19 protein-coding genes are annotated in these 22,132 nt (G+C 55.2%); 13 read left to right on the top strand and 6 right to left on the bottom strand.

The features are described from left to right. Positions 1 to 79 precede the first annotated feature (79 nt). Both BN4275_RS12255 and rpoN read left to right on the top strand, forming a co-directional pair. Complete coding sequence (locus tag BN4275_RS12255; RefSeq protein ID WP_066458725.1) at positions 80 to 907, top strand: Cof-type HAD-IIB family hydrolase; 828 nt, start codon at positions 80 to 82, stop codon at positions 905 to 907. A 430-nt stretch (positions 908 to 1,337) separates the two neighbouring features. Further along, the gene (rpoN, locus tag BN4275_RS12250; RefSeq protein WP_066458720.1) at positions 1,338 to 2,684 is read left to right on the top strand and encodes an RNA polymerase factor sigma-54; all 1,347 of its coding nucleotides are present in this window, start codon (positions 1,338 to 1,340) and stop codon (positions 2,682 to 2,684) included. Positions 2,685 to 2,783: 99 nt separating this feature from the next. Here rpoN and BN4275_RS12245 read toward each other — a convergent pair whose 3' ends face one another. Genes BN4275_RS12245 through BN4275_RS12230 form a run of 4 tightly spaced genes read right to left on the bottom strand, consistent with a single transcriptional unit; the run spans position 2,784 to position 7,021 of the window. Continuing rightward, a complete protein-coding gene (locus BN4275_RS12245) occupies positions 2,784 to 3,959 on the bottom strand; it encodes a UxaA family hydrolase (protein ID WP_066458716.1) in 1,176 nt (391 codons plus the stop codon). Then, positions 3,956 to 4,303, bottom strand: coding sequence for a UxaA family hydrolase (locus BN4275_RS12240; protein WP_066458714.1), 348 nt, complete (start codon positions 4,301 to 4,303; stop codon positions 3,956 to 3,958). Before BN4275_RS12240 ends, BN4275_RS12245 begins: the two co-directional genes overlap by 4 nt. Then, positions 4,300 to 5,868: a BCCT family transporter gene (locus tag BN4275_RS12235; RefSeq protein WP_066458712.1), complete on the bottom strand. Its 1,569-nt coding sequence runs from the start codon at positions 5,866 to 5,868 to the stop codon at positions 4,300 to 4,302. The genes BN4275_RS12240 and BN4275_RS12235 overlap by 4 nt, the downstream gene beginning before the upstream one ends. 34 nt (positions 5,869 to 5,902) lie before the next feature. Next, positions 5,903 to 7,021 carry a mandelate racemase/muconate lactonizing enzyme family protein gene (locus BN4275_RS12230; protein WP_118479043.1) on the bottom strand — a complete coding sequence of 373 codons (1,119 nt, stop codon included), beginning with the start codon at positions 7,019 to 7,021 and terminating at the stop codon, positions 5,903 to 5,905. Between the two features lie 335 nt (positions 7,022 to 7,356). Here BN4275_RS12230 and BN4275_RS12225 point away from each other — a divergent pair, with 335 nt between their 5' ends. The 10 genes from BN4275_RS12225 to BN4275_RS12180 all read left to right on the top strand — a co-directional run bounded on the left by BN4275_RS12225 (position 7,357) and on the right by BN4275_RS12180 (position 18,287). Continuing rightward, complete coding sequence (locus BN4275_RS12225) at positions 7,357 to 8,721, top strand: sigma-54 interaction domain-containing protein (protein WP_066458706.1); 1,365 nt, start codon at positions 7,357 to 7,359, stop codon at positions 8,719 to 8,721. Positions 8,722 to 8,870: 149 nt separating this feature from the next. Continuing rightward, positions 8,871 to 9,167, top strand: coding sequence for a putative quinol monooxygenase (locus BN4275_RS12220; protein ID WP_066458705.1), 297 nt, complete (start codon positions 8,871 to 8,873; stop codon positions 9,165 to 9,167). Next, positions 9,167 to 10,309: an aldo/keto reductase gene (locus BN4275_RS12215; protein ID WP_066458703.1), complete on the top strand. Its 1,143-nt coding sequence runs from the start codon at positions 9,167 to 9,169 to the stop codon at positions 10,307 to 10,309. Before BN4275_RS12220 ends, BN4275_RS12215 begins: the two co-directional genes overlap by 1 nt. A 29-nt stretch (positions 10,310 to 10,338) precedes the next feature. Next, positions 10,339 to 11,616 (top strand): nickel-dependent lactate racemase, encoded by a 1,278-nt coding sequence (larA, locus tag BN4275_RS12210; RefSeq protein WP_202615002.1) that lies wholly within the window; start codon positions 10,339 to 10,341, stop codon positions 11,614 to 11,616. 34 nt (positions 11,617 to 11,650) lie between these two features. Then, positions 11,651 to 12,802 carry a CdaR family transcriptional regulator gene (locus BN4275_RS12205; protein WP_066458700.1) on the top strand — a complete coding sequence of 384 codons (1,152 nt, stop codon included), beginning with the start codon at positions 11,651 to 11,653 and terminating at the stop codon, positions 12,800 to 12,802. A 303-nt stretch (positions 12,803 to 13,105) separates the two neighbouring features. Then, positions 13,106 to 14,197, top strand: coding sequence for a TRAP transporter substrate-binding protein (locus BN4275_RS12200; protein WP_242863661.1), 1,092 nt, complete (start codon positions 13,106 to 13,108; stop codon positions 14,195 to 14,197). 151 nt (positions 14,198 to 14,348) lie between these two features. Beyond that, on the top strand, positions 14,349 to 14,855 hold the full coding sequence (locus BN4275_RS12195) for a TRAP transporter small permease (protein WP_066458695.1): 507 nt from the start codon (positions 14,349 to 14,351) through the stop codon (positions 14,853 to 14,855). Further along, the gene (locus BN4275_RS12190) at positions 14,855 to 16,141 is read left to right on the top strand and encodes a TRAP transporter large permease (protein WP_066458692.1); all 1,287 of its coding nucleotides are present in this window, start codon (positions 14,855 to 14,857) and stop codon (positions 16,139 to 16,141) included. The genes BN4275_RS12195 and BN4275_RS12190 overlap by 1 nt, the downstream gene beginning before the upstream one ends. 37 nt (positions 16,142 to 16,178) lie before the next feature. Then, entirely contained in the window at positions 16,179 to 17,492 is a 1,314-nt protein-coding gene (locus tag BN4275_RS12185; RefSeq protein ID WP_066458691.1) for an amidohydrolase family protein, read from the top strand. Between the two features lie 33 nt (positions 17,493 to 17,525). Further along, positions 17,526 to 18,287 carry an alpha/beta hydrolase gene (locus BN4275_RS12180; protein ID WP_079988252.1) on the top strand — a complete coding sequence of 254 codons (762 nt, stop codon included), beginning with the start codon at positions 17,526 to 17,528 and terminating at the stop codon, positions 18,285 to 18,287. 143 nt (positions 18,288 to 18,430) lie between these two features. On the opposite strand, the gene BN4275_RS12175 is transcribed toward BN4275_RS12180, so the two are convergent. Next, entirely contained in the window at positions 18,431 to 18,826 is a 396-nt protein-coding gene (locus tag BN4275_RS12175; RefSeq protein WP_066458690.1) for a pyridoxamine 5'-phosphate oxidase family protein, read from the bottom strand. 208 nt (positions 18,827 to 19,034) lie between these two features. On the opposite strand from BN4275_RS12175, the gene BN4275_RS12170 reads away from it, so the two are divergent. Beyond that, entirely contained in the window at positions 19,035 to 20,165 is a 1,131-nt protein-coding gene (locus tag BN4275_RS12170) for an SLC13 family permease (RefSeq protein ID WP_066458689.1), read from the top strand. Positions 20,166 to 20,445: 280 nt separating this feature from the next. On the opposite strand, the gene ptsP is transcribed toward BN4275_RS12170, so the two are convergent. Next, the gene (ptsP, locus tag BN4275_RS12165; protein ID WP_066458686.1) at positions 20,446 to 22,107 is read right to left on the bottom strand and encodes a phosphoenolpyruvate--protein phosphotransferase; all 1,662 of its coding nucleotides are present in this window, start codon (positions 22,105 to 22,107) and stop codon (positions 20,446 to 20,448) included. Positions 22,108 to 22,132 lie beyond the last annotated feature (25 nt).

The raw sequence follows: 22,132 nt of genomic DNA, 5'->3' as shown, positions 1-22,132 counted from the left end.
CGGTTTCGTCAATTTCAGTTTGCCTGCATCCGTTTTGTATGGTATCATCATTTTATGCTGAAAAGTTGGGGGAATCAAAATGATGGACATCAAACTTCTTGCACTGGATATGGACGGCACCACCCTGAAAAGCGACCACCGGACTCTGTCCGGCAGGAACCGCGCCGCAATCGAAGCGGCCATTCAAAAAGGCGTCGACGTGGTGATCGCAACCGGGCGCACCCGGGTGCGCATCCCAGAACAGATGCTTGCTATCGGCGGGCTGCGTTACGCGCTCACCTCGAACGGGGCGGCGGTCACCGATCTTACCGAAGACCGCGTCATCTATTCAAATCCGCTGCCAAAGCCTGTTATCCAAAAGCTGATCGACACTTTTTCCGATCTGCGGCTCTATATTGAAGCGTACTGCCGGGGATATTCCTATGTCGACCGCTCGCTCGCGCCCCTGATGGCCGGATTTGACATCAGCCCCGACCGCAAAGCGATGCTGACGGCAAGCGAACGGCCCATCGACGGCTTTAACGCATTCATTCTGCGCGAGGACGTGGACGTCGAGAAGTTCAATTTTCCCTTCATCCCGCGCGAACAGCTCGACGAAGTCTGGCACAGGCTGCGGCGCATTCCCGAGATTATGCCGACCACTTCGATCAAGCAGAATGCGGAAATCAACTACATCACCTCCAGCAAGGCGGATGGCCTGCTGCATCTGTGCGAACATCTCGGGCTCACGGCGGAAAACGTGATGGCGATCGGCGACGCGGGCAACGATCTCGCCATGCTTCGGTTCGCCGGGATCGGCGTCGCGATGGAAAACGCCCCTGATGATGTGAAAGCCGCCGCAAACCATGTCACTGGCAGCAACGATTTGGACGGCGTTGCGCAGGCGATTGAAAAGTTCCTGCTCTAGTATTGGTGAAAACAGCCAAATTATATTTTTATCTTTTGTCCAATACGTCTGATCTCCCCAAATTTGCATGATTTGAAAATTAATCCTGCATTTCGGATTGACTTTCCTCCTGTTTTCATCTATAATAAAACCATCCCAAAGAGAATAAAACGACCTGGCAAAGGCGCTGCGGTGAAAGGTACAGAACCCTTTTGACGTGGGCGTCTTTTTGATTTCTTCCTCATTAACTGTTTGACCTCCTCTTTAATCCTTCATATCTTCTTTTCTTTCTGCAAAAAAGCAGCTTGCCTTGTGGCGGCTGCTTTTTTGCAGGTTTTATTCTTCAGCCGTCAAAAGCAGCTATTTCCTTCATCCTTCCGCCTTCTATTTGACAATCTCCCGGCCATATAGTAGCATTGTCAGTAGGAAAACCCTTACAGGAGGCGATGGGATGGATCTTTCCATCAAACAGACCCAAAAACAGGTATTGGCTCCGCAGGTGGAGCTTTCCACACGTATCCTGCAGATGGATGGGCTTCAGCTTGCGGAGTATCTCAAGGAAATGGCGCTCGAAAACCCAGTGGCGGAGCTCGATTTCCCACATGCACAGGACGAAGCTGAATCGCGCCGCCAGATGGCTTTGCGCAAGCTGGAGTGGCTCGAGAGCCAGACCCATCGTGAATGGGAGAACACCGGGTACTATGAGGAGGACGACTCCCCGCTTGAGCCGCAGATTTCCTCCGTCGAAGAGGAAAGCCTTTCCGACCATCTGATGAAACAGGCTGCCGTTCACTGCACGCCGGAGCTTTTTCCGGTGGTGCGGTATGTCATTGGCTGCCTCGACGAAAACGGCTACCTCAAGGTGCCGGATGGCGAAATCTGCGCCGAAGTCCCCTGCACGCCCGAAGCGCTCGCGCTCGCGGTCGCCTCTGTACAGGAATTGGAGCCGGCCGGTGTCGGCGCGCGCAGCCTCGCCGAATGCCTGCGGCTGCAGCTCGCGCCGGAGGATACGCTCGCGCGGCGGCTTGTGACCGATTTTCTGGAGCAGGTCGCAAAAAACCGGACGGATGCCCTTGCAAAAACGCTTGGGGTGAGTACGGAGGAAATTTCCGGGGCAATCCGGCGCATCCGGCGGCTGAATGCCAAGCCAGGCAGCCTTTACTGTCGGTTTGAACGCCCGGCCTACATCACGCCGGATGTGGTCGTCACCAGTTTCCAGGATCAGTACAACATTCTGCTGTGCGAATTTTCCTATCCGCGGATCACCATTAACGAAGGATACCTCAAAATGGCGAAGGAAACCTCCGACAAACAGGTTGCCGACTATCTGGCGGATAAGCTCGGCCAAATCGCCTGGATTCAAAAATGTATCGAAAGCCGCAATGCGACTCTGCTTGCCGTGACTAAGACGATCGTCAAACGACAGGAGCGGTTCTTCCGTTACGGCCCACGGTATCTGAACGTTCTGCGGATGCGGGATGTGGCTGAAATGATCGGTATGCACGAATCCACCGTCAGCCGGGCGGTACGGGACAAGTACCTGCAATGCGCCCATGGGGTATACCCGCTGCGGCATTTCTTTGTACAGGGCGTGGAGGGTGCTTCAGGAGCGGTCAGCGCGCATGATGCGCGCGAGCGTATCCGTGAACTGATCGGAACGGAAGATCCCGCGCATCCGCTCAGTGACCAGAAGCTGGCGGACCTGCTCGCGCGGGATGGAATTGAAATCTCCCGCCGCACGGTTGCAAAATACCGCGACGCACTCGGCATCCAGCCCGCCGCACAGCGGCGCGGATAATCCATAAGGCAGGCGGTCAGAAAAAGCCCCTGATCGAATCTATGAAAACGACCCGGACGCTTCGGCGTCCGGGTCGTTTTTGTGCTGGGTGGGAAGGGGCTATTTCGCGCAGCTGAGGCGCAGAACGGTTTCAAGCCGCTGATCCTTCTGATAAAGGGTCATCGTTGAGTCCCCAATCCCCTCGATCGCGGTGGGGGCTCCGCTCGCAACTGCCGCAACCTTTTCGACGATCCGGTTGGAAACCGCGTCCACCCCATCGGTTCCGTCCATGATACCAGTTGCGTCGATATCGATGTCCTCATTGATGAGGTCGCGGTTTCCGCTGACCCGGATGACCGGAACAACAGCGTTCGAGAAGCCCGCCGCGCCGCTTGTCCAGAGGATGATGTGCGCGCCAAGCGAAGCGTAGTTGACGCCCGCGCCGCCGCAGAGCATGGTCACCTCGGAAAGGTAGAAGCCGGGCTTCTCCGGCCGGTCGATGAAATCCTTGTTGATCTGCAGGATGTCCTGGATCGGGCGGGAGCCGGTCTTATGCAGCGCGCCGAGGGATTTTTCCTCGATGGTGGTAAGTCCGCCGACCGAATTGCCGATACTCATTGTTTCAACATCCGTTCCCTCCACGCTCCAGCGGATGCGCTCGTTCGCAATCAGTGTATTGATCCTTTCGGCCACATGCGCGTTCACCGCGCGGCGGCCGAGGATCTCTTCACAGCCCTGTAATTCAAACAGCTCGCCGCCGATGCAGATGGCGCCCATATCCACAAGCTTGTCGAGCGCGGCGCCGCAGCTCGGGTTCGAGGCGATGCCGGAGGAGGTGTCGCTGCCGCCGCATTTCACGCCGACCACCAGCTTGCTCATCGGGAACGGTTCCCGCGTGAGGCTGTCGGCGTAGTCCTGCATTTTCTGCAGCTTCTCGATGCCGATCTTCACCGCTCTGCGGGTGCCGCCGACCTCCTCGCAGGTGAGGGTATCGGCCGGTTTCCCGGTGGCGGCGATTGGGTCCGCGACCTGGCTGGGCAGGATGCTTCCGCAGCCCATCGCCGCCACCAGCACGCCCGCCACATTCGGGTTCTTGCCGACGGCGATCATCTGGTTGAACGTTTCCTCATTGCCGCCGAGCATACAGGTGTACCAGTTGGTCAGCACGACCGCATCGTCAAATTTTCTGGCGATGCCGCGGGCAATCCCCTCACAGCATTCGTCCACCGCGACGATCAAAAGCTTATTGCGGATGCCCACCGATCCGTCGGGGCGTCTGTATCCCATGAAATTCATTTCCCATCCTCCTCGACCGTGATATGCATCTGCCGCATGATCTCTTTTTTGAAGGCGGGCGGGATATCCACCGCCAGGCTTTTTACATTGTGGACATGCACCAGCATCCCCTTCTGGAACGCGCGGGTACATTCCCCGATGACCGCGCCGTATTTGACGACCCGGTCTCCCGGCACAGCGCCCGTAAGCGCGATCTTGTTGCCGAAGGGGATATCCTCCAGCGCGGTGACGCTGCAAAGGAAATTGTTGTCCGCGTCGTGGATGCCGGCTTCTTCGCCCTTATGGGTATCCTCCAGCGCGGTGGCAACCATATCCTTTTCATTCATACGAATAAAACGTTTCATCCTTCCTTGACTGCCTCCTCCGCTGCTTCTTCATCCAGGAACATCTGCTCCATCTTATAGGCCGGGATTCTGCCGTAATCTTTCTTCATCCAGCGCATCCAGCCGTAGAGCAGAAGCAGCATGACAAAAATAATGGGGGTTGCGGTAATGATTGCGCAGGTTTTGATGGTGTTGAGGTTTGCGTTGATCAGAATCATAGTCAGCGGAACGAGCGAAAGCATGATGCACCAGAACAGACGCAGGAATGGATTCGGGTCCTCGCTGTTCTTAAGTCCCGGGCTGGAGGTTGAAGCCATTGTGAAGGCCGCGCCGTCAAGGGTGGTTGCCAAAAAGAGCAGCGAGCTGATGCAGAACATCACCATAAAGACCGCCCCAAACGGCAGCGAACGCATCACCTGGACAATCGCAAGGGTATCTTCCCCATTTGCCAGCATGCCGACCATGTCGACCATGCCATTGATCTGCCGGTGCAGCGAAAGGCTGCCAAGCACGCCAAAGTAGAGGAAACAGCCGACGCTGCCGGAGATCAGGGTGTTCGCAACAACCGAACGGATGGTGCGGCCTTTGGAGACCTTCGCAATAAAGATGCCGGTGAACGGCGCATAGGTGATCCAATAGAGCCAGTAGAAGATGGTCCAGGCTTCCGGGAACCCGGTCTTGCCGATCGGGTCGGTGAAGAGGCTCATATGGATGAAGTTCTGGAACATCAGGCCGAACGACTGGGTGAAGTTGCCGATGATGAAGAGGGTCGGTCCGCAGACCAGCACGCCGATCACGAAGATGATGACCAGCTTGAGATTCCAGTCGGAGATCTTCGCCATCCCCTTCTGGATGCCAATGTAAGAGGACAGCGAATAGATGATCGAAAGGGCGACGATGATCACAATATTCATCACAAAGGTCGGCTGGATGCCGATGACCGAGCAGAGCACCTGTGTGACCAGCGGGACCGAAACGCCCAGCGTGATCGAAAGGCCGCCGAAGCAGATGAAGATGAAAAGCACATCGACGATCCGGCAGACGATTCCGTTCGGTTTGAGGCCGGTGATCGCGCTGACGATGCCCGACAGGCTCAGTCCTTTGTTTTTGCGGACATGGAAGTGGTAGGCGACCGGGATGCCGACCAGCGCATAAAGTGTCCAGGCGCTGATGCCCCAGTGGAACATGGTGTATGGGACAGCCATCTCAAAAGCCGCCTGCGAGCCGGGGTCGATGCCGAGGCCCGGGGTGCCGATGTAATAGGCCCACTCAATAAACGCCCAATAGCAGGTCGCGGAGCCGAGTCCGCAGGACATCATCATGGCGACCCATTTAAAGGTGGAATACTCCGGCTTTCCGTCGCCGAGCTTGATCTTGCCGTATTTGCTGAAGGATACGCCCACCAGCAGCAGAATGCCGAAAAATGCGAACATCAGGGTCAGGGAACCGAACATGTCGGTCAGAGTGCCGAAAATGCCGTTCGCCACATTCTGGGACGCCTCCGGCGCGACATAAAGGCATGCCACGACCGCAAAGACGACGACCAGGCTGACGCCGATCAGCAATTTATCCAGTTTCTTTGTCATAATCAATCTCCTCTTTCTTCCTCAAATCCGGTTTTTAAGCCATTCTGTACTTATCGATCATGTCCTCGTCGAGTTCTACCCCAAGCCCGATGCAGTCAGGGACTGTGACATAACCGTTTTCGAAGGGGATCAGGTTCTTGACAAGGCCGGTGAACAGCGGACTGGTGCTCTGGCTGTATTCCATCAGGTCTCCATGCTCGGTGGAGGCCAAAAACTGCACCGTCGCCGCCAGCAGGATACCGGTCGAGAATCCATGCGGGATCAGCTTGGTGCCGTTCATCTCAGCCAGGTCGTAGATCTTGCGCATTTCGCTGATGCCGCCGCAGCGGGTGATATCCGGCTGAACGATGTCCGGCTGCGCGCCGCGCAGGAAGTCGTTGAACTCGTAGCGGGTGGTCAGGCTTTCGCCGCCCGAAATCTTGATGCCGCACATGCCGGAGAGCTTCGCATAGCCTTTGAGGTCATCGCCCAGGATCGGCTCCTCGATCCAGTTGAGGTTATACTTTTCCATCCGTTTGAACATCGAAACGGAAGCGCCGTAGGTGCGCCATTTGGTCGCGATGTCGATCTGCATCTCAAAATTTTCACCGAGTTCGTCGCGCACCGCCGCAACGATCGCTTCGTCGGTGTCCGGATCGTCCCCCAGGATGCCGCCGCCGAATTTGAGGCTGGTGAAGCCCTGTTTTTTGAGATCCGCCGCGAGCACACGGTTTTCTTCCGGCGTATCCGCCGGGATAAAGGTGCCGTAAGCACGGATTTTATCGCGGTATTTCCCGCCGAGCAGCATATGGATCGGCGTGCGGTAATACTGGGACGCAATATCCCACAGCGCGATATCGACCGCGCTCATCGCATGGATGCCAAGTCCCCGGCGCCCGTTGTAGTTGCTGGCCCAGTACATCTTGTCCCAGAGTTTCTGGATTTCCAGCGGGTTCTCCCCAATGATCAGGCGTTTGAGGCCGCCGCTGTAAAGGTTCGATTCCGGCGCCTCGATCATTGCGCGGGCCACCATCGGCGAGGTGTCGCTCTCTCCGATCCCGGTGATTCCCTCGTCGGTGTGCACCTTCACAATGAACGCGTCATCCCCCCATTCGCACGGCTCGTCAAAGGCCGGTACGCGCAGGCAGATGACCTCCACATCGGTAATTTTCATGCCAAATCCCTCCATCTTCCTTTTGTGGTGAAATAAAAATCTTTCGCCCATTGATTTAAGCAAATTGCGTGCCAACTTTTTTCGACGGATTTTTTTCCGCATTTTTGTATCAACAGATAATCTTCCAGAAGGGCTTTTCACCGGAATTTACAAATTGATGAGTTTTTTTTAACTCGCCGCGCGAACATTCTCCGAATTTCTGAGTTGATATGAATTCACCCCGGCCGATTCCGCACGGGTTTCCGCCAAATATTTTATAAATTCCCCGCCAACCCGCTTCCTTTTTCGTTATTTTTGATATAATGGAAGCAAATCAGTTTGGGGAGGTGCGTTCTATGCCAAAATATTCCGACCATATCCACGGGATGGACTTTGACACATTCTTTTCCATTGTCGACGCGATGTACGATGAGCTGCTGATCTATGACGGCAACTATAACATCGTCTATATCAACCAGGCCTGCGCGCGCCACTATTGCTGTACCCCCAACCAGATGATCGGCAAATCGTTTTTTGACTTTGTCAACAACGACTGGTGGGGCCCCTCCATCCTTCCCATCATCTACCGGGAGAAAAAAGCCTACGCCATCAAACAGAAAACCTACGTGGGCAGCGAGCTGCTCACCATCGCGGTTCCGCTGTTCGACGAGAACAACGAAATCCGCTTCGTCGTGATGAACGTACGGGATCAGGTCAACGACATCGACCTTTATAATCCCCACTACATCTCCAAGGAATATAAGCTCGACACCAAATTTGTCCCGGTCGCCGAAAGCGACGAAATGAAAAAGGCTCTCTCTCTGGCGGAAAAGGTTTCCGGGGTGGACGTCACCTGCATCCTCACCGGCGAATCCGGCACCGGCAAGACAATGATTGCCCGCTATATGCATTCGATCAGCCCGCGCCGGGAAAAACCGTTCATCAGCCTCAACTGCGCCAGCATCCCAGCGGACCTTCTGGAAAGCGAGCTGTTTGGCTATGTGAGCGGCGCTTTCACCGGCGCGCAGTCGGGCGGCAAAAAGGGCCTTCTGGAGGCTGCCGACACCGGCACTCTGCTGCTCGATGAAGTTTCGGAACTCTCCCTTTCAGCACAGGCAAAGCTGCTGCACGTCATCCAGGACAAGGAATTCATCCCGGTCGGCGGACGCAGGCCGGTCAAGGTGGACGTCCGGATGATTGCCGCAACCAACAAGAACCTTCGGAACATGGTCGAGATGGGGCAGTTCCGGGAGGATCTCTATTACCGGCTCAACGTGGTGGAAATCTACATTCCTCCGCTGCGCAAGCGCCGCAGGGATATTGAGCCGCTGATTCTCTATTACCTCAACCATTTCTGCACCAAATACGGAGTGACCCGCCAGCTCAGCGAAAGCGCCCTCAAGGTGCTGACCGAATATGAATGGAAGGGCAATGTCCGCGAATTACGGCATCTGATCGAACGGCTGGTGGTCACCATCGACAGCCTGCTCATCGACGTCACCCATCTGCCCAAAAACATGTTCGGCATCGTCGACACCGGCGACATGCCCGCGCCCGGCGGTGATGAGGGCACGTTTGAGGAAAAGCTTGCGACTTACGAGTCCTACCTGGTCTGCGACGCCTATCAGAAATGCGGTTCCTCCCGCAAGCTGGCCGAATACCTCGGCGTCAGCCAGACCAAAGCCAATAATCTCATCCGAAAATATGTACGGTCGGTTTGACCGAATGCCTTCCCACGCGTCCTCCTGTAAGAAGACGCGTGGGAAGCTTTTCCTTATCCGCACGCGCCTGCTTGTCATTGAAAATTGAGGACAAATCTGTTATGATTAATATAATTGAAATGCCGCGACAGCAACAGGAGGGACTTCATGTGTTAGTAATTGTGTCAAAGAATTGTGTCCTCGAAGGCAGGAAGGCGGAATATCTCAAGCTCGCACGGGAGCTGCAGGAAAAAAGCCAGGCCGAGGACGGCAATCTCGAATATCTCCTTTACGAAGACACCCGGGACGAAAACGTCCTGACCTTCATTGAAAAATGGAGGGATCAGGCCGCCATCGACCGTCACAACGCATCCGAGCATTTCACCCGGATCGTCCCGCAGCTTGGCGAGCTCAAAGATAAAAGCAGATGCGACCTTCGGATTTACAAGGCCGCAGAGTTCCGATGATGGGCGGCGTATCTTACCGGCGTATGCCGGATGGAACACAGGTCTCCCTGCTGGGCTTTGGATGTATGCGCCTTCCGCGCCTTTACGAGGACAGACAGGACATCGACGCGAAAGCCGCGCAGGAGATGATCGACTACGCAATCGCCCAGGGGATCAATTATTTCGACACCGCCTGGCCATATCATCAGGGAATGTCCGAACCCTTCCTGGGCGAAGCGCTCTCGAAGCACCCGCGGAACAGCTTTTTCCTTGCAAGCAAGCTGCCGACCTGGGACATCAACTGCGCGGAGGATGTGGACCGCATCTTCAACCAGCAGCTCGAACGCTGCCGGGTGGATCATTTCGATTTCTATCTCATCCACAATTTCGTCGCTGAATATTTTGAACGTGAGGAAAACTGCCGCATCTACCAGAAGCTGCTGGAGAAAAAGCGGGCCGGGCAGATCCGGTATCTCGGCTTTTCGTTTCACGACGTACCAAAGGTGCTCGAACAGGTCGCGGACAAATATGCGTGGGATTTCGCGCAGATCCAGTTAAACTACCTCGACTGGGAACTGCAAAACGCGAAACGCCAATATGAGATTCTCGAAAGCCGTTCGATCCCGGTCATTGTAATGGAACCTGTGCGCGGCGGCGCGCTGGCCTCCCTGAGCGAACCGGCGCTGAAGCTTTTGCACGAAGCGAACCCCGAACAGAGCCCGGCTTCCTGGGCGCTGCGGTTCGCCGCTTCCTTCCCGGGCGTGCTCACTGTCCTCAGCGGCATGTCCGATTTTGCTCAGGTAAAGGAAAATATCCAAACCATGTCGGCCCCCTCTCCGCTCACCGAAGCGGACCGGGAACTGCTCGAGCGGGTCTGCACTGCTTACCTGTCCGCCGGGACCATCCCCTGTACCGGCTGCCGGTATTGCATGGACTGCCCGGCAGGGGTCGATATCCCAAAGGTCTTTGCTATCTATAACCAGTACTGCATCTTCCATCAGCAGCTCGCTTTCGAGCGCACCTACGGTTACCTGACCGAACGGCAGAAAGCATCCGCATGCGTGGACTGCAAAAGCTGCGTCCCGCGCTGCCCCCAGGGGATCGATATCCCGGCGCGGCTGCGGGAAGTGGCCGATGCAATTGCAAATCTGCCGCAGGACTGAACCATTGATCTATAAGATTGGATGTGAATATTATGCAAATTGAACTGCCATATGGAAAAGGCAAACTTACCGTGCAAATCCCGGACGAGCGCATTCAAACGGTGATCCACAGCCGGCTGGATTCCTTCCAGCCCGGCAAGGACGAGTATGAAATCGTACGTGAGGCCATGCAAAACCCGATCGGTACAAAATCCCTGCGTGAACTCGCGCGCGGTAAACAAAAGGTTGTCATCATCGCGAGCGATCACACCCGCCCAGTGCCGAGCAAGATCATCATGCCGCTCATGCTTTCGGAAATCCGCGCCGGGAATCCGCAGGCCGACATCACCATCCTGATCGCCACCGGCTGCCACCGCGGAACCACCCGCGAAGAACTCGCCGCCAAATTCGGCGACGAGATTATTGAGCGGGAAAAGATCGTGGTGCACGACTGCGCCGATGAAAGCATGATGCGCGAGATCGCGGTTCTGCCTTCCGGCGGAAAACTCATTGTCAATAAAATGGCTCTCGAAGCTGATCTGCTGGTGGCCGAAGGATTCATTGAGCCGCATTTCTTCGCGGGCTTTTCGGGCGGACGCAAAAGCGTCCTGCCAGGCATCGCTTCACGGCAGACGGTGCATGCGAATCACTGTTCCGCTTTCATCGCGGACCCGCACGCGCGCACCGGCATCCTCGAGGGCAATCCGATCCATCGGGACATGATCTTTGCCGCGAAAGAGGCGAAGCTTGCTTTCATTGTAAATGTGGTTATCAATTCGAAACAGCAGGTCATCGGCGCCTTTGCCGGCGACTGTGACAAGGCGCATCTGGCGGGCGCAAACTTCGTGGGCGATCTCTGCCGCGCGCCGGCTTGCCCCGCCGACATTGTCATCACCACCAACAACGGCTATCCGCTCGACCAGAACGCCTACCAGGCGGTCAAGGGAATGACCGCGGCTGAAGCGACCTGCAACCAGGGCGGGGTCATCATCATGGTCGCCAAGTGCGAGGACGGCATCGGCGGGGATTCGTTCTACAAAACCTTCGCGGAGAACCCCTCCGCCGAGAAGCTGATGGAGCAGTTCCTCGCCATTCCCCAGGACGAAACGATCGTCGACCAGTGGCAGTCGCAGATTTTTGCCCGCGTGCTGATGAAATGCAAAGTTGTCTTTGTCAGCAGCCTTGACCCCCAAACCGTCCGCGGGCTGCATATGACCCCGGCGGCGTCGATCGAAGAAGCGCTTCAAAAAGCGGACCAGCTGCTTGGACGCAGCGGCGCGAAGATCACCGTGATTCCGGAGGGCATCTCGAACATTATCCGCGAATAAAACCACAGGCTGCCCGGCAGCTGGAGGAGCAAAGATGAAAATATCCAGAGCAACGGCGATGAAAATCGTGACCGAGCTGGAAAGCATCATCCATCAGGACATCAATGTTGTCGATGCAAGCGCTCATATCATCGCAGGCACAACCCCTTCGCGCATTGGAAGCTTTCACGGAGCGACACAGAAGCTGCTCTCCGAAAAGCTTCCCGTGCTGAAGATCTACCACGACGAAGAATACGAGGGCACCCGCAGGGGCATCAATCTGCCGCTCGAAATCGAAGGCGAAACAGTGGGTGTCATCGGCGTCACTGGTGACTGCGACGAGGTGGAGCCATACGGCCGGATCATCAAAAAGATGACGGAAATCCTGCTGCTGGACGACTATCTCAAAGAACAGAAAAGCCGCGCGCGCAACACCCGCAACCGTTTTGTACAGGAGTGGGTATTCGGTGAAGCGCACAAGATCAATCAGGAGTTTTTCAATCTTGGCCTCACCATGGACATCGACATCTCCCGTGCCCGCAGGGTCCTGGTGGCTTCGGCTTCCGCAAACCAGCGGGAAAGCAATTATGTTGTCAGCCAGGCAGTCATTGATTCGATCGAGCGCGTCATCGAAAAGATCCTGCAGGAGGACCCCCAAAACCTCTCTCTGATCAACGGTTCAAAATTTGTCTGGCTTGTGACCGACCGGCCGGATAAACGGATTCTTGAGCTGGTTTCACTGATCCGCAGGGAAGTTTTCACCTCCTGCGGCGTGCATCTGAAGGTGGGGGCGGACAGCCTGTGCACCAGCGCCGAGCAGGTGCGCGACGGCTACCGCCGTGCGGAAAAGGCGCTGTGGGGATCGCGGCATTCGACCGGCCACGGAGAAGTCACCTTCTATGATGATATCGGTATGGAGCTGTTTGTCAACGACATCCCTGAAAAATCCAGGCAGGAGTTTATCCACAAGGTTTTTCGCGGCTGTTCCGATGAGGAAATCGATCAGTGGGTCAGCCTGCTCTCCACCTTTTTTTCCTGCAATGGCTCGATCGGACAGACCGCCCAAAAGCTTTTTCTGCACAAGAACACCCTGCAATACCGACTGAATAAGCTGCGGGAACGCACCGGGTACGACCCGCGCAACCTTGAAGACTCCTCCCTCTTTTATATCGCGATCGTATTTTATGAAAGCGACAGCGGAATTTGAATCCGGCTTTTGGTACATAATTTGCACAAAAACATTTGGCTTGATTAGTACCTGTAACAAATCTGTTAGACTTTCTTAATTATACATAATATATCAAATTTCATTCAAAAATGTTATCATATTGTAAGTTATTATGACAGGTTTTCCGTTGGATGCCACTTTTTATCCCAAATTGTTATTATTATGTTTTATTGGCTCTGGTGGCCTTTAAAAATAGTTCCCCGGTGTGACGGAACCTTTTGTTCTCCACACCAAATATCAAACGCTGTATTTGAAGAATCAGCAACAGAAAGGATGCAAAACATGAAAAAGAGAATCTTATCTGTAATGGCTCTCGCACTGGTAGCCGCGATGTGTCTGGCGGCCTGCGGCACTCCGCCAACCGTTTCCGCTCCGTCCTCGAGCGCCGCACCCGCGGCCTCCGCAGCTGGAGACGCCTCGGCTCCTGCGGACACCCCTGCCCCTGCTGCTGACGCCATCACCCTGAGAATCGGACACGTTGTTGCCGACGGCACCAACATCGACAGAGGTCTGGATCATTTCGCAGAGCTGGTTGCTCAGAAGTCCAACGGCGGCATCGTCGTTGAGATCTATCCGAACTCTGCGCTCGGCGGCAACCGTGAAATGTGCGAGCAGCTCCAGATGGGCACCCTCGACATGGCGGCCCCGTCCACTGCTTTCCTCTCGGCTTTCACCGACAAGACCGCGCTGTTCGACCTGCCCTACCTCTTTAAATCTGAAAAAGCGGCCTGGGAAGTCATGGATGGCGAAATCGGCCAGCAGATCAATGCGGACCTGCTCCCTGCCGGCTTTGTAAACCTTGGCTGGCTGACCCAGAGCTGGCGCCATGTCACCTGCAACAATGAAGTTCATAAGCCGGCTGACATGAAGGGCCTGAAGATCCGCGTTATGGACAGCCCGATGCACATCGCGCACTTCAACGCACTGGGCGCTTCCGCAGTCCCGATGGCGTTCTCCGAGGTTTACACCGCTCTGCAGCAGAAGACCATCGACGCGCAGGAGAACCCGTACTCCAACATCAAGATGTCCCGTTTTGACGAGGTTCAGAAGTACATCATCGAAACCGGTCACATCTACGATCCCTGCCCGTTCCTGATGTCCGAAAAGACCTGGGAAAAACTGAGCGCAGACCAGCAGGCCATCCTCTCCGAATGCGCCAAAGAGGCGATCGACTGGGAGCGTCAGATCGCAATCGAAATGGACGAAGAGATCAAAGCGGAGATCCTCGCCGGCGGCAAAACGCAGATTGTTGAGCTGACCGATGAAGAACGCGCTGAGTTCCGTGCCGCTGCGCAGCCGGTTTACGACGAATTTGGCCCGAAGATCGGCGAAGACGTCATCGCCAAGGTCGAAGAGATCAACGCGAAGTATTAATCTGTAATTCTTTCCGTCTGTAACAGGACAACATCCACGGGGGAGTCCGGGGACTCCCGGACTCCCCCGTAAACCTTTCCTTGGGGCGTTTCTTAGAAGGGGCTATCTTCGAATTCGGCCGCATTCCTCGGCGGCAATAATGGAGGTCTATATGGAAGAGAAAAAAATCCCTTGGTATGACAAAATAGAGAAATCGGTTATCATCGTGCTCTTTACCTGCATGGTTGCAATCATCGGTTTCACCGTTTTTTCCCGTTATATTTTCGGATATACGCCGTCCTGGGCTGAGCAGGCGAGCCGTATTATGTTTATCTGGATCAGCTTCGCCGGCGTGAGCTGGGCAGGTGCCACCGGCGCGCATCTTCGCGTGACCGCTGTCACCATGTTCGCAGGCGAAAAGGTCAGCAAGATCTTCCTGCTGATCGGCGACCTCATCACCATGGGCTTTGGTCTGTTTATCGCTTACAAGATGCTGTTCATCATTCAGACCGTCGTTGAAAAAGGCCAGACCTTTGCTTCGATGCAGTGGCTGCCCGCGTGGATCCTTTATGTTCCCGCTGTGGCCGGCATGATCGGTCTGCCCGCCCGTATCATTCAGACCAGATACCGGGCCTATAAACAAGCAAAAAATGAAGCAGTAGAGGGAGGGAGCAACTAATGGTAGGACTTCTGATGGGAACCCTGTTCCTCTGTCTGTTTTTTACCGTTCCGATCTTTGTTTCCCTGGCAATCAGTACCGTTGTAACTTTTGCATTCTATTTCCCCGGTATGGGCGATATGCTCACCCAGGCCATGGTTTCGAGCATGGACTCCTTCCCGCTGATGGCGATTCCGTTCTTCATGCTGGTTGGATCCCTGATGGAGAAAACTTCAATCGCGGACAAGCTGGTTGACGTTGCGAAAGCGCTCACCGGCGACTCTCCGGGCGGACTTGGCGCTGCTGCCGTTATCGCTTCGATGTTGTTCGCTGCGATTTCTGGTTCCGGCCCTGCGACTGCGGCTGCGATCGGCGGCATCATGATCCCTGCGATGATGAAACAGGGTTATGAAGGCAAATACTGCGGCGCGCTGATCGGTTCCGCTTCCACCATTGGACCGGTTATTCCGCCTTCCATCCCGATGATTACATACGGCGTCACGATCGGCGTCTCGGTCACCACCATGTTCACCGCGGGCTTCCTGCCGGGCTTCATGATGGGCGGCGCGCTGATCCTCTGGAACAAGCTCGTTTCCCACAAACGCGGCTACCGCGGCGAGGTCATCGCCAAGGGCTGGGGCGAGAAAATGAAGATCATGAAGAGCGCTATCTGGGCGCTGCTCATGCCGATCCTCGTCCTCGGCGGTATCTATGCCGGTCTGTTCACCCCAACCGAATCCGCGGTTATCGGTGTTATCTACTCGCTGCTGGTCGGCAAATTCGCTTACCACACCCTGAACTGGAAGCTTTATAAAGAAGCGCTGGTGGAGGCGGCAATCACCTCCGCGACCATCATGATCCTGTTCGGCGGCGCAAGCACCTTCGGCCGTCTGCTTACCCTTGGTAAAATCCCGGAAACCGTTTCGAATGCGGTGCTTTCCTTCACACGATCTCCGCTGGTCATCATGCTGATCATCAACGTGATCCTGCTGATCGCCGGTATGTTTATCGATACCAACTCCTGCATCATCCTGTTTGCCCCGTTCTGCGTCCCGCTGCTGACCTCGGTCGGTTACAACGACATCTACGTCGGCGTTATCATGGTCGTCAACCTCTGCATCGGTATGGTTACCCCGCCGCTCGGACCCGACCTGTTCATCGCGCAGAGAATCGCGGGCTGCGAACTGGAGGAAACTTTGCCGGAGGCCTTGCCTCAGATAGCGATTCTGTTGGCGGCGCTGGCTATCATGATTTTCTGTCCAGACTTGGTACTCTTCATTCCAAGGCTGTTCGGTATGATCGCTTAATGAATTTCTGTTAACTTTTGTTCGGGAGGCTTTATCCATGCGTTCTGATGAATCTCTGCGGCAGGAATTCCTTGCGGCGATGCGGGAATGCGAAGTTGTCGATACCCATTCCCACACCCGCTTCCCGGATCGCTATTACGCGGAAGGCCCATATGACCTATTCTCGCTGAACAGCTATTTTGAACGGGATATCGTGGGGCTGCTGGGCAAAGACCCCTATCACGGCTGCTCCACCGATGAGGAAAAATGGGAACGCCTGCGCACTGCTCTCTATAAGGGGCAGAACATCACTTATTGGCGGCACAATATTGTCGCATTCAAAAAATATTTTGATTTCACCGACGACGATGTGACCGACGAAAACTGGAAAGCGCTCAACGACTCCATTCGCCGCAAGACCGCCGATCCCAACTGGTATGAAGCCGCGACCCGTCAGGCAAAAATCAAGACGCAGGTCCGCAACATCCCCTGGTTCGACGACTGGTTCACGGCTGAGCTGGTCAGTGCGACCGACGAGCAGATCCGTGCCGCCAAGTGGCAGGACAAATGGGACCGCAGGTATTTCACCGGTGTCCTGCGCATGGAGTATGCGCTCTTCTGTTACCGGATTCCGATGGTGGAGCAACTTGCGGCGCACACCGGCACGAATATCCATGACCTGCATTCTCTGAAGGTTGCGCTCGATCGCCTGTTTGACCAGTATATCGCAAACGGGGCTATCGGTCTCAAGCTGGCGCACGCATACTTCCGCACGCTGGATTCCCAGCCGGTGGAGGAAAGCGTTGCGACGGGACTCTTTGACCGGGCGCTGCGCGGCGAAACGCTCAGCGCGGATGAGATCAAGCAGTTCCAGGATCACCTGATTTTCTATATGGGAGAAATGTGCCGCGAACGCGACATGCTCTTCCAGATCCATACCGGCATCCAGCACTGCTGGGCCGACGTCCGGCACGCCAATCCCCTGCACCTCATCCCGCTGCTTTCGGCTTATCCGGACGTCCGCTTCGACATTTTCCATGCCGGAATCCCCTTTATCCATGAGGCTGGCGTGCTCTGCAAGCTCTTCCTCAACACCTATGCGGACATGGCTTGGACCTATGTTATCAGCATGGCGATGTCCCGTGAGGTACTCAGCGAATACATCGATCTTGTGCCCGGACATCGGATCTTGGGCTTCGGATCGGATGTCAAGTTTCCCGAACTGATCGGCGGACATCTCGATATGGCGTTCTCCTGCGCGGCCGATGTGCTGGCGGACAAGGTGCAGAACGATTTTCTGAGCAAACGGGAGGCGTTCTCACTGATCCATAAGATGTTCACTGAAAACGGCACTGAACTTTACCGGCTGTAACCTGCAGCCAATTTTCAAGGGAGAGAACAAGTAATGTACAGAAGCGTTGAACTGCAAGTCGGCAAGAAGCTGCTGCGCGGCTGCGTGCGCGCGCCGGAGGGCGGCGGTTGTTTCCCCACCGTGATTTTTTACCATGGTTTCACAGTGGATAAGGTGGGTATGATGCGCCTGCACGAGCTCTTTGCCCGCGAATGCGTGAAAAATGGAATGGCCTGCGTGCGGTTCGATTTTTACGGCTGCGGCGAGAGCGACGGTGATTTCTCCGAGATGACCACTTCCTCTGAAATCGAGGACGCTGAAGCGATTTATCGCTGGACCTGTGAACAGGACTTCGCGATCCCCGACCAGGTGATCCCGACCGGACACAGCATGGGCGGCCTTGTGGTCACCCAGATTTTGCCGAAGGTACAGCCGAAAGGAGCCGTCATCTGGGCGCCCGCTTACAGCATGTATTATCAGGCGAGCTTTCGTGCGCGCACCCTGGTGGGACCGACTGACGACGGGCTTGGCTATGACATCGGCGGCATGAAGCTCTCGAAAGCTTATCTCGAAGATGTGCGCAAGCTCGACATCCCGGCGGGCGCGGCTGGCTACAAAAATTCCATCCTGCTGATCCATGGCTCCGAGGATGAAGTCATCCCGATTGACTGTGCGTATCAGTTCCAGGATATCTATGGCGACCAGATGGAACTTCACATTGTAGAGGGTTCAAATCACCAGTATTCCTCGCTCAAATGGAAGCAGGAGGTTTACGACACCTCCATCGCTTACCTCAAAAAAATCTTTTCCATGTAAGCCACCGATCTCCCAATTTTGATTGCAAAAAAGCCCGCAAAACGCGGGCTTTTTTGCGTCTATAAGGACATTGCAGTATACAAAAAGCTGCCAAAACCACAAAACGCCCGCCGAACGCGGCGGGCGTTTATTCTTCTGAATCCTTAAAGCTTGACGACGCGCGGCTCTTTCCCCATTGTGCAGAAACGGGCCTCCGCATCCGTGAGATAGAACACCTCGGCAATTCCATCGTCCACACTATAGATGTTTTTCAGCGACGGCATTTCTTCCAGCATGTGTCCAACCGTTTCCGGACGGGTATCCATAACCGCTTTGCCCGAAATACGCAGCCAATTTTCATTCTGATCGATACCGCAGATCTCCACCTTGGGATTTATCTTGAGCTGTCTATAGACTTCCTTCTGGTTGCTTGTGATGAAATAGAGTTTTCCCTCATATTTGGTCACCGCACCGAACGGACGGACACGCGGCTGATCACCATCCATTGTTGTAAAGAAAAAGATGGGATTTCTCGTTAAAAATTTTAAGACTTCATCCATAGCCGTTGCTCCCTTCACTTTTTTGTGATAAAATCCCTATGGTCCAAACATGGCACAGCCGCAACCATTTTGCGGGCCCGGCAGCTTTCCGCTGCGCCGGGCTGTGCAGGGAATCCATCCGGTACCGTCCTGCCTCTACAGGCAACTCCCGGTTATCACGATTTTATTATAACAGCTATTCAATTTTTTCACAATAGGAAGCGATCTTATGCGCAAAAGTTTTGTTAAAAAGTGCCTAATTTTCTTTCAAAATGAAACTGTTCTGGTGGCCGCCTTTCTCTGCGCGGCAATTTCCATGCTGTTTATACCGCCCGACGCACAGTACATGGGATACATAGACCTGCGGGTTCTCTGCCTGCTCTTTTGCTTGATGGAAGTGGTTGCGGGGTTCCAGGAATGTGGACTTTTCATTGTCCTCGCACAGAAACTTCTCTCCGGACGCAAACGGTTCCGGATGCTTTCGTTCGTGCTGGTGACGCTTCCATTTTTCTCTTCGATGCTCATCACCAACGACGTAGCGCTCATCACCTTCGTCCCCTTTGCTATCCTGGTGCTCACGATGATCGACCGCACCGAATACCTCATTCGGATCGTCGCGCTTCAGACCATCGCAGCCAATCTTGGCAGCATGGCCACGCCGGTCGGCAATCCACAGAACCTGTTCCTCTATGCGAAGTTTTCGATCCCGGCGTCCGGCTTTTTTGCGGCCATGGCGCCGCTCACCCTATTAAGCCTCGTCGCGCTCGCTGCCGCCGCGCTCGCTGTCAACGGTGAAATCATCGAAGTACACTTCCCCGCGCGGCAAACTATCCGCTCTCCCGGCAGGCTCGCGCTTTTCTGTGGACTTTTCGCACTCTGCCTGCTCTCTGTTTTCCATCTGCTGCATTACGGCCTGCTGCTGCTCATCGTACTGCTCGCGCTCGGCTTTTTTGCACGCGGGCTTTTCCGCCGCGCCGACTATGGCCTGCTCATGACATTCGCCTGTTTCTTTGTCTTTGCGGGAAATATCGGCCGGATCGGCGCGGTGCGGGAGTTCCTAGCCGGAATCCTCACAAAAAGCGCAGCCGCCACATCGATCCTGGCAAGTCAGGCAATCAGCAATGTGCCGGCCGCTGTACTGCTGTCCGGTTTTACCGATGATTGGCGCGGGCTGCTCGTTGGGACCAATATCGGCGGACTCGGCACACTCATCGCGTCACTCGCAAGCCTCATCTCCTTTCAGCTCTATCGGAAGTCCGCAGGTGCCCGGCCATTCCGGTATCTCGCCTTTTTCACTGCGGCGAATCTTGCCGGGCTGCTCTTTCTGCTGCTTGCCGCCCGCCGGTTCGGTATGCTTTAAGCGATCTCAGCTTACAGCGGCAATCCGATCAGGCGCATCTCATCAAGACATCGATCGCCTCTCGAAATTCGTTTTTTCAAGGAATCATTGCGCACAAAAAGCGGGCTTCACAAAGAAGTCCGCTTTTTGGTTGGAGAGAGATGAAATATTGGAGGAGAAATAGAAAGTAAACGAAGAAGGTACCTCACTTACTGTATTCAGTGTACTATAGAACTCTGAAAAAGGTTTGAGGAATTTTAGAACTTTTTGTAAAGTTTAAGGGAATGCGCCCGGTATTCCTTCACACCAGACGAAGCGCCGCTTCCCGATCTTTTGAAAGATCGGTCTCCCGGATCAGTTTGCGCAGGCCGAGGATCGCGCCCGGGGAAACCGACAATTCGTCTATTCCCATCGCCAGGAAGGTCTTTGTAAGCGCTGGGTCCGCGCCCAGTTCCCCGCAGATACCAATCCATTTGCCCGCGGCGTGCGCGCTTTCGGCCGCAAAGCGGATCATCCGCAGAACCGCTCTATGATGCGGATTGTAGAACCGCTCAAGCCGCTGATTCTGCCGGTCAATCGCCAGCGCGTACTGGGTGAGGTCGTTGGTGCCAATGCTGAAGAAATCGACCTCCTGTGCAAGCAGATCGCTTATGAGCGCCGCGGCCGGAGTTTCAATCATAATACCCATCTCCATCGCCTCATCAAACGGCACGCCCGCCGCACGCAGCTGTGCCTTTACTTCCTCCACAAGCGCTTTGGCCTCCCGTACTTCTTCGACCGAGGTGATCATTGGGAACATCATTGCAACCTTCCCATAGGCGGAGGCGCGGCAGATGGCACGCAGCTGGGTTTTAAAAATGTCCGGACGGGACAGGCAAATACGGATCGCGCGGTAACCCATGGCGGTATTTTCCTCTTCCGGGAGACCAAAATACCCGATTTTTTTGTCCGCGCCGATGTCAAGTGTCCGGATGATCACCCGGCGGCCTCCCATTGTTTCCGCCACCTGACGGTAAACCGTAAACTGCTGCTCCTCGGTAGGAAACGTTTCGTTCTCCAGATAGAGAAACTCACTGCGGAACAGCCCAATTCCACCCGCGTCGTTCTGGAGCACAAGCGCCAAGTCAGAAACGTTCCCGATGTTTGCATAGAGGTTCACTTTCTGCCCATCCAGGGTGACGTTCTCCTGTCCACGCAACTCCAAAAGCAGTTGGCGGCGCTCCGCTTCCCGCGCCTGTTTTTGGCGCATTACGGCAAGGGTTTCTCCGTCCGGGTCGATATAGACCACACCAGTGAATCCGTCCACGACGGCCATCTTGCCGTCATATTCCTCCGTAAGCATTTCCCCGATATCCACAACGGCTGGGATATTCATTGTGCGTGCGAGGATGGCAGTGTGGGAATTGGCCGAACCCTGCGCCGTCAGAAACCCCAACACCTTCGATTTGTCCATCTGGATCGTTTCACTCGGCGCGAGATCCTCGGCCGCTACCAGGACCGGTCCGCCAGCAGAAAAGGCGGCGCGTTCGGCATTGGCAAGGATTGCCATCAGCCGTTCGGAAATATCGCGCACATCGGCGGCGCGGGCCTGCATATAGGCGTCGTCCATCGCGGCGAACATCTGCGCGAAATTATTCGCCGTCTGCGCAACCGCGTATTCGGCATTCACCTGTTGGGTGTCAATGATATTGGCGATGGAGTCGCAGTAGTCCTGATCCTCCAGCATCATCTGGTGAATCTCAAAAATGGAGGCATTCGCTTCACCCACCTCCCCGAGCGCCTTCTCATAAAGCGCCTGGAGCTGCGCGCCAGCCTTCGCCTTCGCCTGCTCAAAGCGGGCGCGCTCGGCGGCGGCGTCCTGCACATGGTACCGTTTGACCACGCCGCTGCCGCACCGCCGGTAAAATGCAACCTTGCCAATGGCAACGCCTCCGCATACGCTTTTTCCATTTAATGTGACCATCTCTCTGCACCTCCCTATGCGCGCA

The organism is Anaerotruncus rubiinfantis (assembly GCF_900078395.1).
In the GTDB taxonomy this organism is placed as follows: Bacteria; Bacillota; Clostridia; order Oscillospirales; family Ruminococcaceae; genus Anaerotruncus; species Anaerotruncus rubiinfantis.
The sequence above is the reverse complement of the archived record's forward strand: the minus strand, read 5'-3'. Positions and strand labels throughout refer to the sequence as shown.

Coding starts and splice junctions, on each gene's coding strand:
- BN4275_RS12185 (WP_066458691.1), top strand. CDS start 16,179: ATGCGTTCTGATGAATCTCTGCGGCAGGAATTCCTTGCGGCGATGCGG.
- BN4275_RS12170 (WP_066458689.1), top strand. CDS start 19,035: ATGCGCAAAAGTTTTGTTAAAAAGTGCCTAATTTTCTTTCAAAATGAA.
- BN4275_RS12180 (WP_079988252.1), top strand. CDS start 17,526: ATGTACAGAAGCGTTGAACTGCAAGTCGGCAAGAAGCTGCTGCGCGGC.
- BN4275_RS12190 (WP_066458692.1), top strand. CDS start 14,855: ATGGTAGGACTTCTGATGGGAACCCTGTTCCTCTGTCTGTTTTTTACC.
- BN4275_RS12175 (WP_066458690.1), bottom strand. CDS start 18,826: ATGGATGAAGTCTTAAAATTTTTAACGAGAAATCCCATCTTTTTCTTT.
- BN4275_RS12245 (WP_066458716.1), bottom strand. CDS start 3,959: ATGAATTTCATGGGATACAGACGCCCCGACGGATCGGTGGGCATCCGC.
- BN4275_RS12205 (WP_066458700.1), top strand. CDS start 11,651: ATGAAAATATCCAGAGCAACGGCGATGAAAATCGTGACCGAGCTGGAA.
- BN4275_RS12225 (WP_066458706.1), top strand. CDS start 7,357: ATGCCAAAATATTCCGACCATATCCACGGGATGGACTTTGACACATTC.
- BN4275_RS12215 (WP_066458703.1), top strand. CDS start 9,167: ATGGGCGGCGTATCTTACCGGCGTATGCCGGATGGAACACAGGTCTCC.
- BN4275_RS12235 (WP_066458712.1), bottom strand. CDS start 5,868: ATGACAAAGAAACTGGATAAATTGCTGATCGGCGTCAGCCTGGTCGTC.
- rpoN (WP_066458720.1), top strand. CDS start 1,338: ATGGATCTTTCCATCAAACAGACCCAAAAACAGGTATTGGCTCCGCAG.
- BN4275_RS12255 (WP_066458725.1), top strand. CDS start 80: ATGATGGACATCAAACTTCTTGCACTGGATATGGACGGCACCACCCTG.
- BN4275_RS12240 (WP_066458714.1), bottom strand. CDS start 4,303: ATGAAACGTTTTATTCGTATGAATGAAAAGGATATGGTTGCCACCGCG.
- BN4275_RS12200 (WP_242863661.1), top strand. CDS start 13,106: ATGAAAAAGAGAATCTTATCTGTAATGGCTCTCGCACTGGTAGCCGCG.
- BN4275_RS12230 (WP_118479043.1), bottom strand. CDS start 7,021: ATGAAAATTACCGATGTGGAGGTCATCTGCCTGCGCGTACCGGCCTTT.
- ptsP (WP_066458686.1), bottom strand. CDS start 22,107: ATGGTCACATTAAATGGAAAAAGCGTATGCGGAGGCGTTGCCATTGGC.
- BN4275_RS12195 (WP_066458695.1), top strand. CDS start 14,349: ATGGAAGAGAAAAAAATCCCTTGGTATGACAAAATAGAGAAATCGGTT.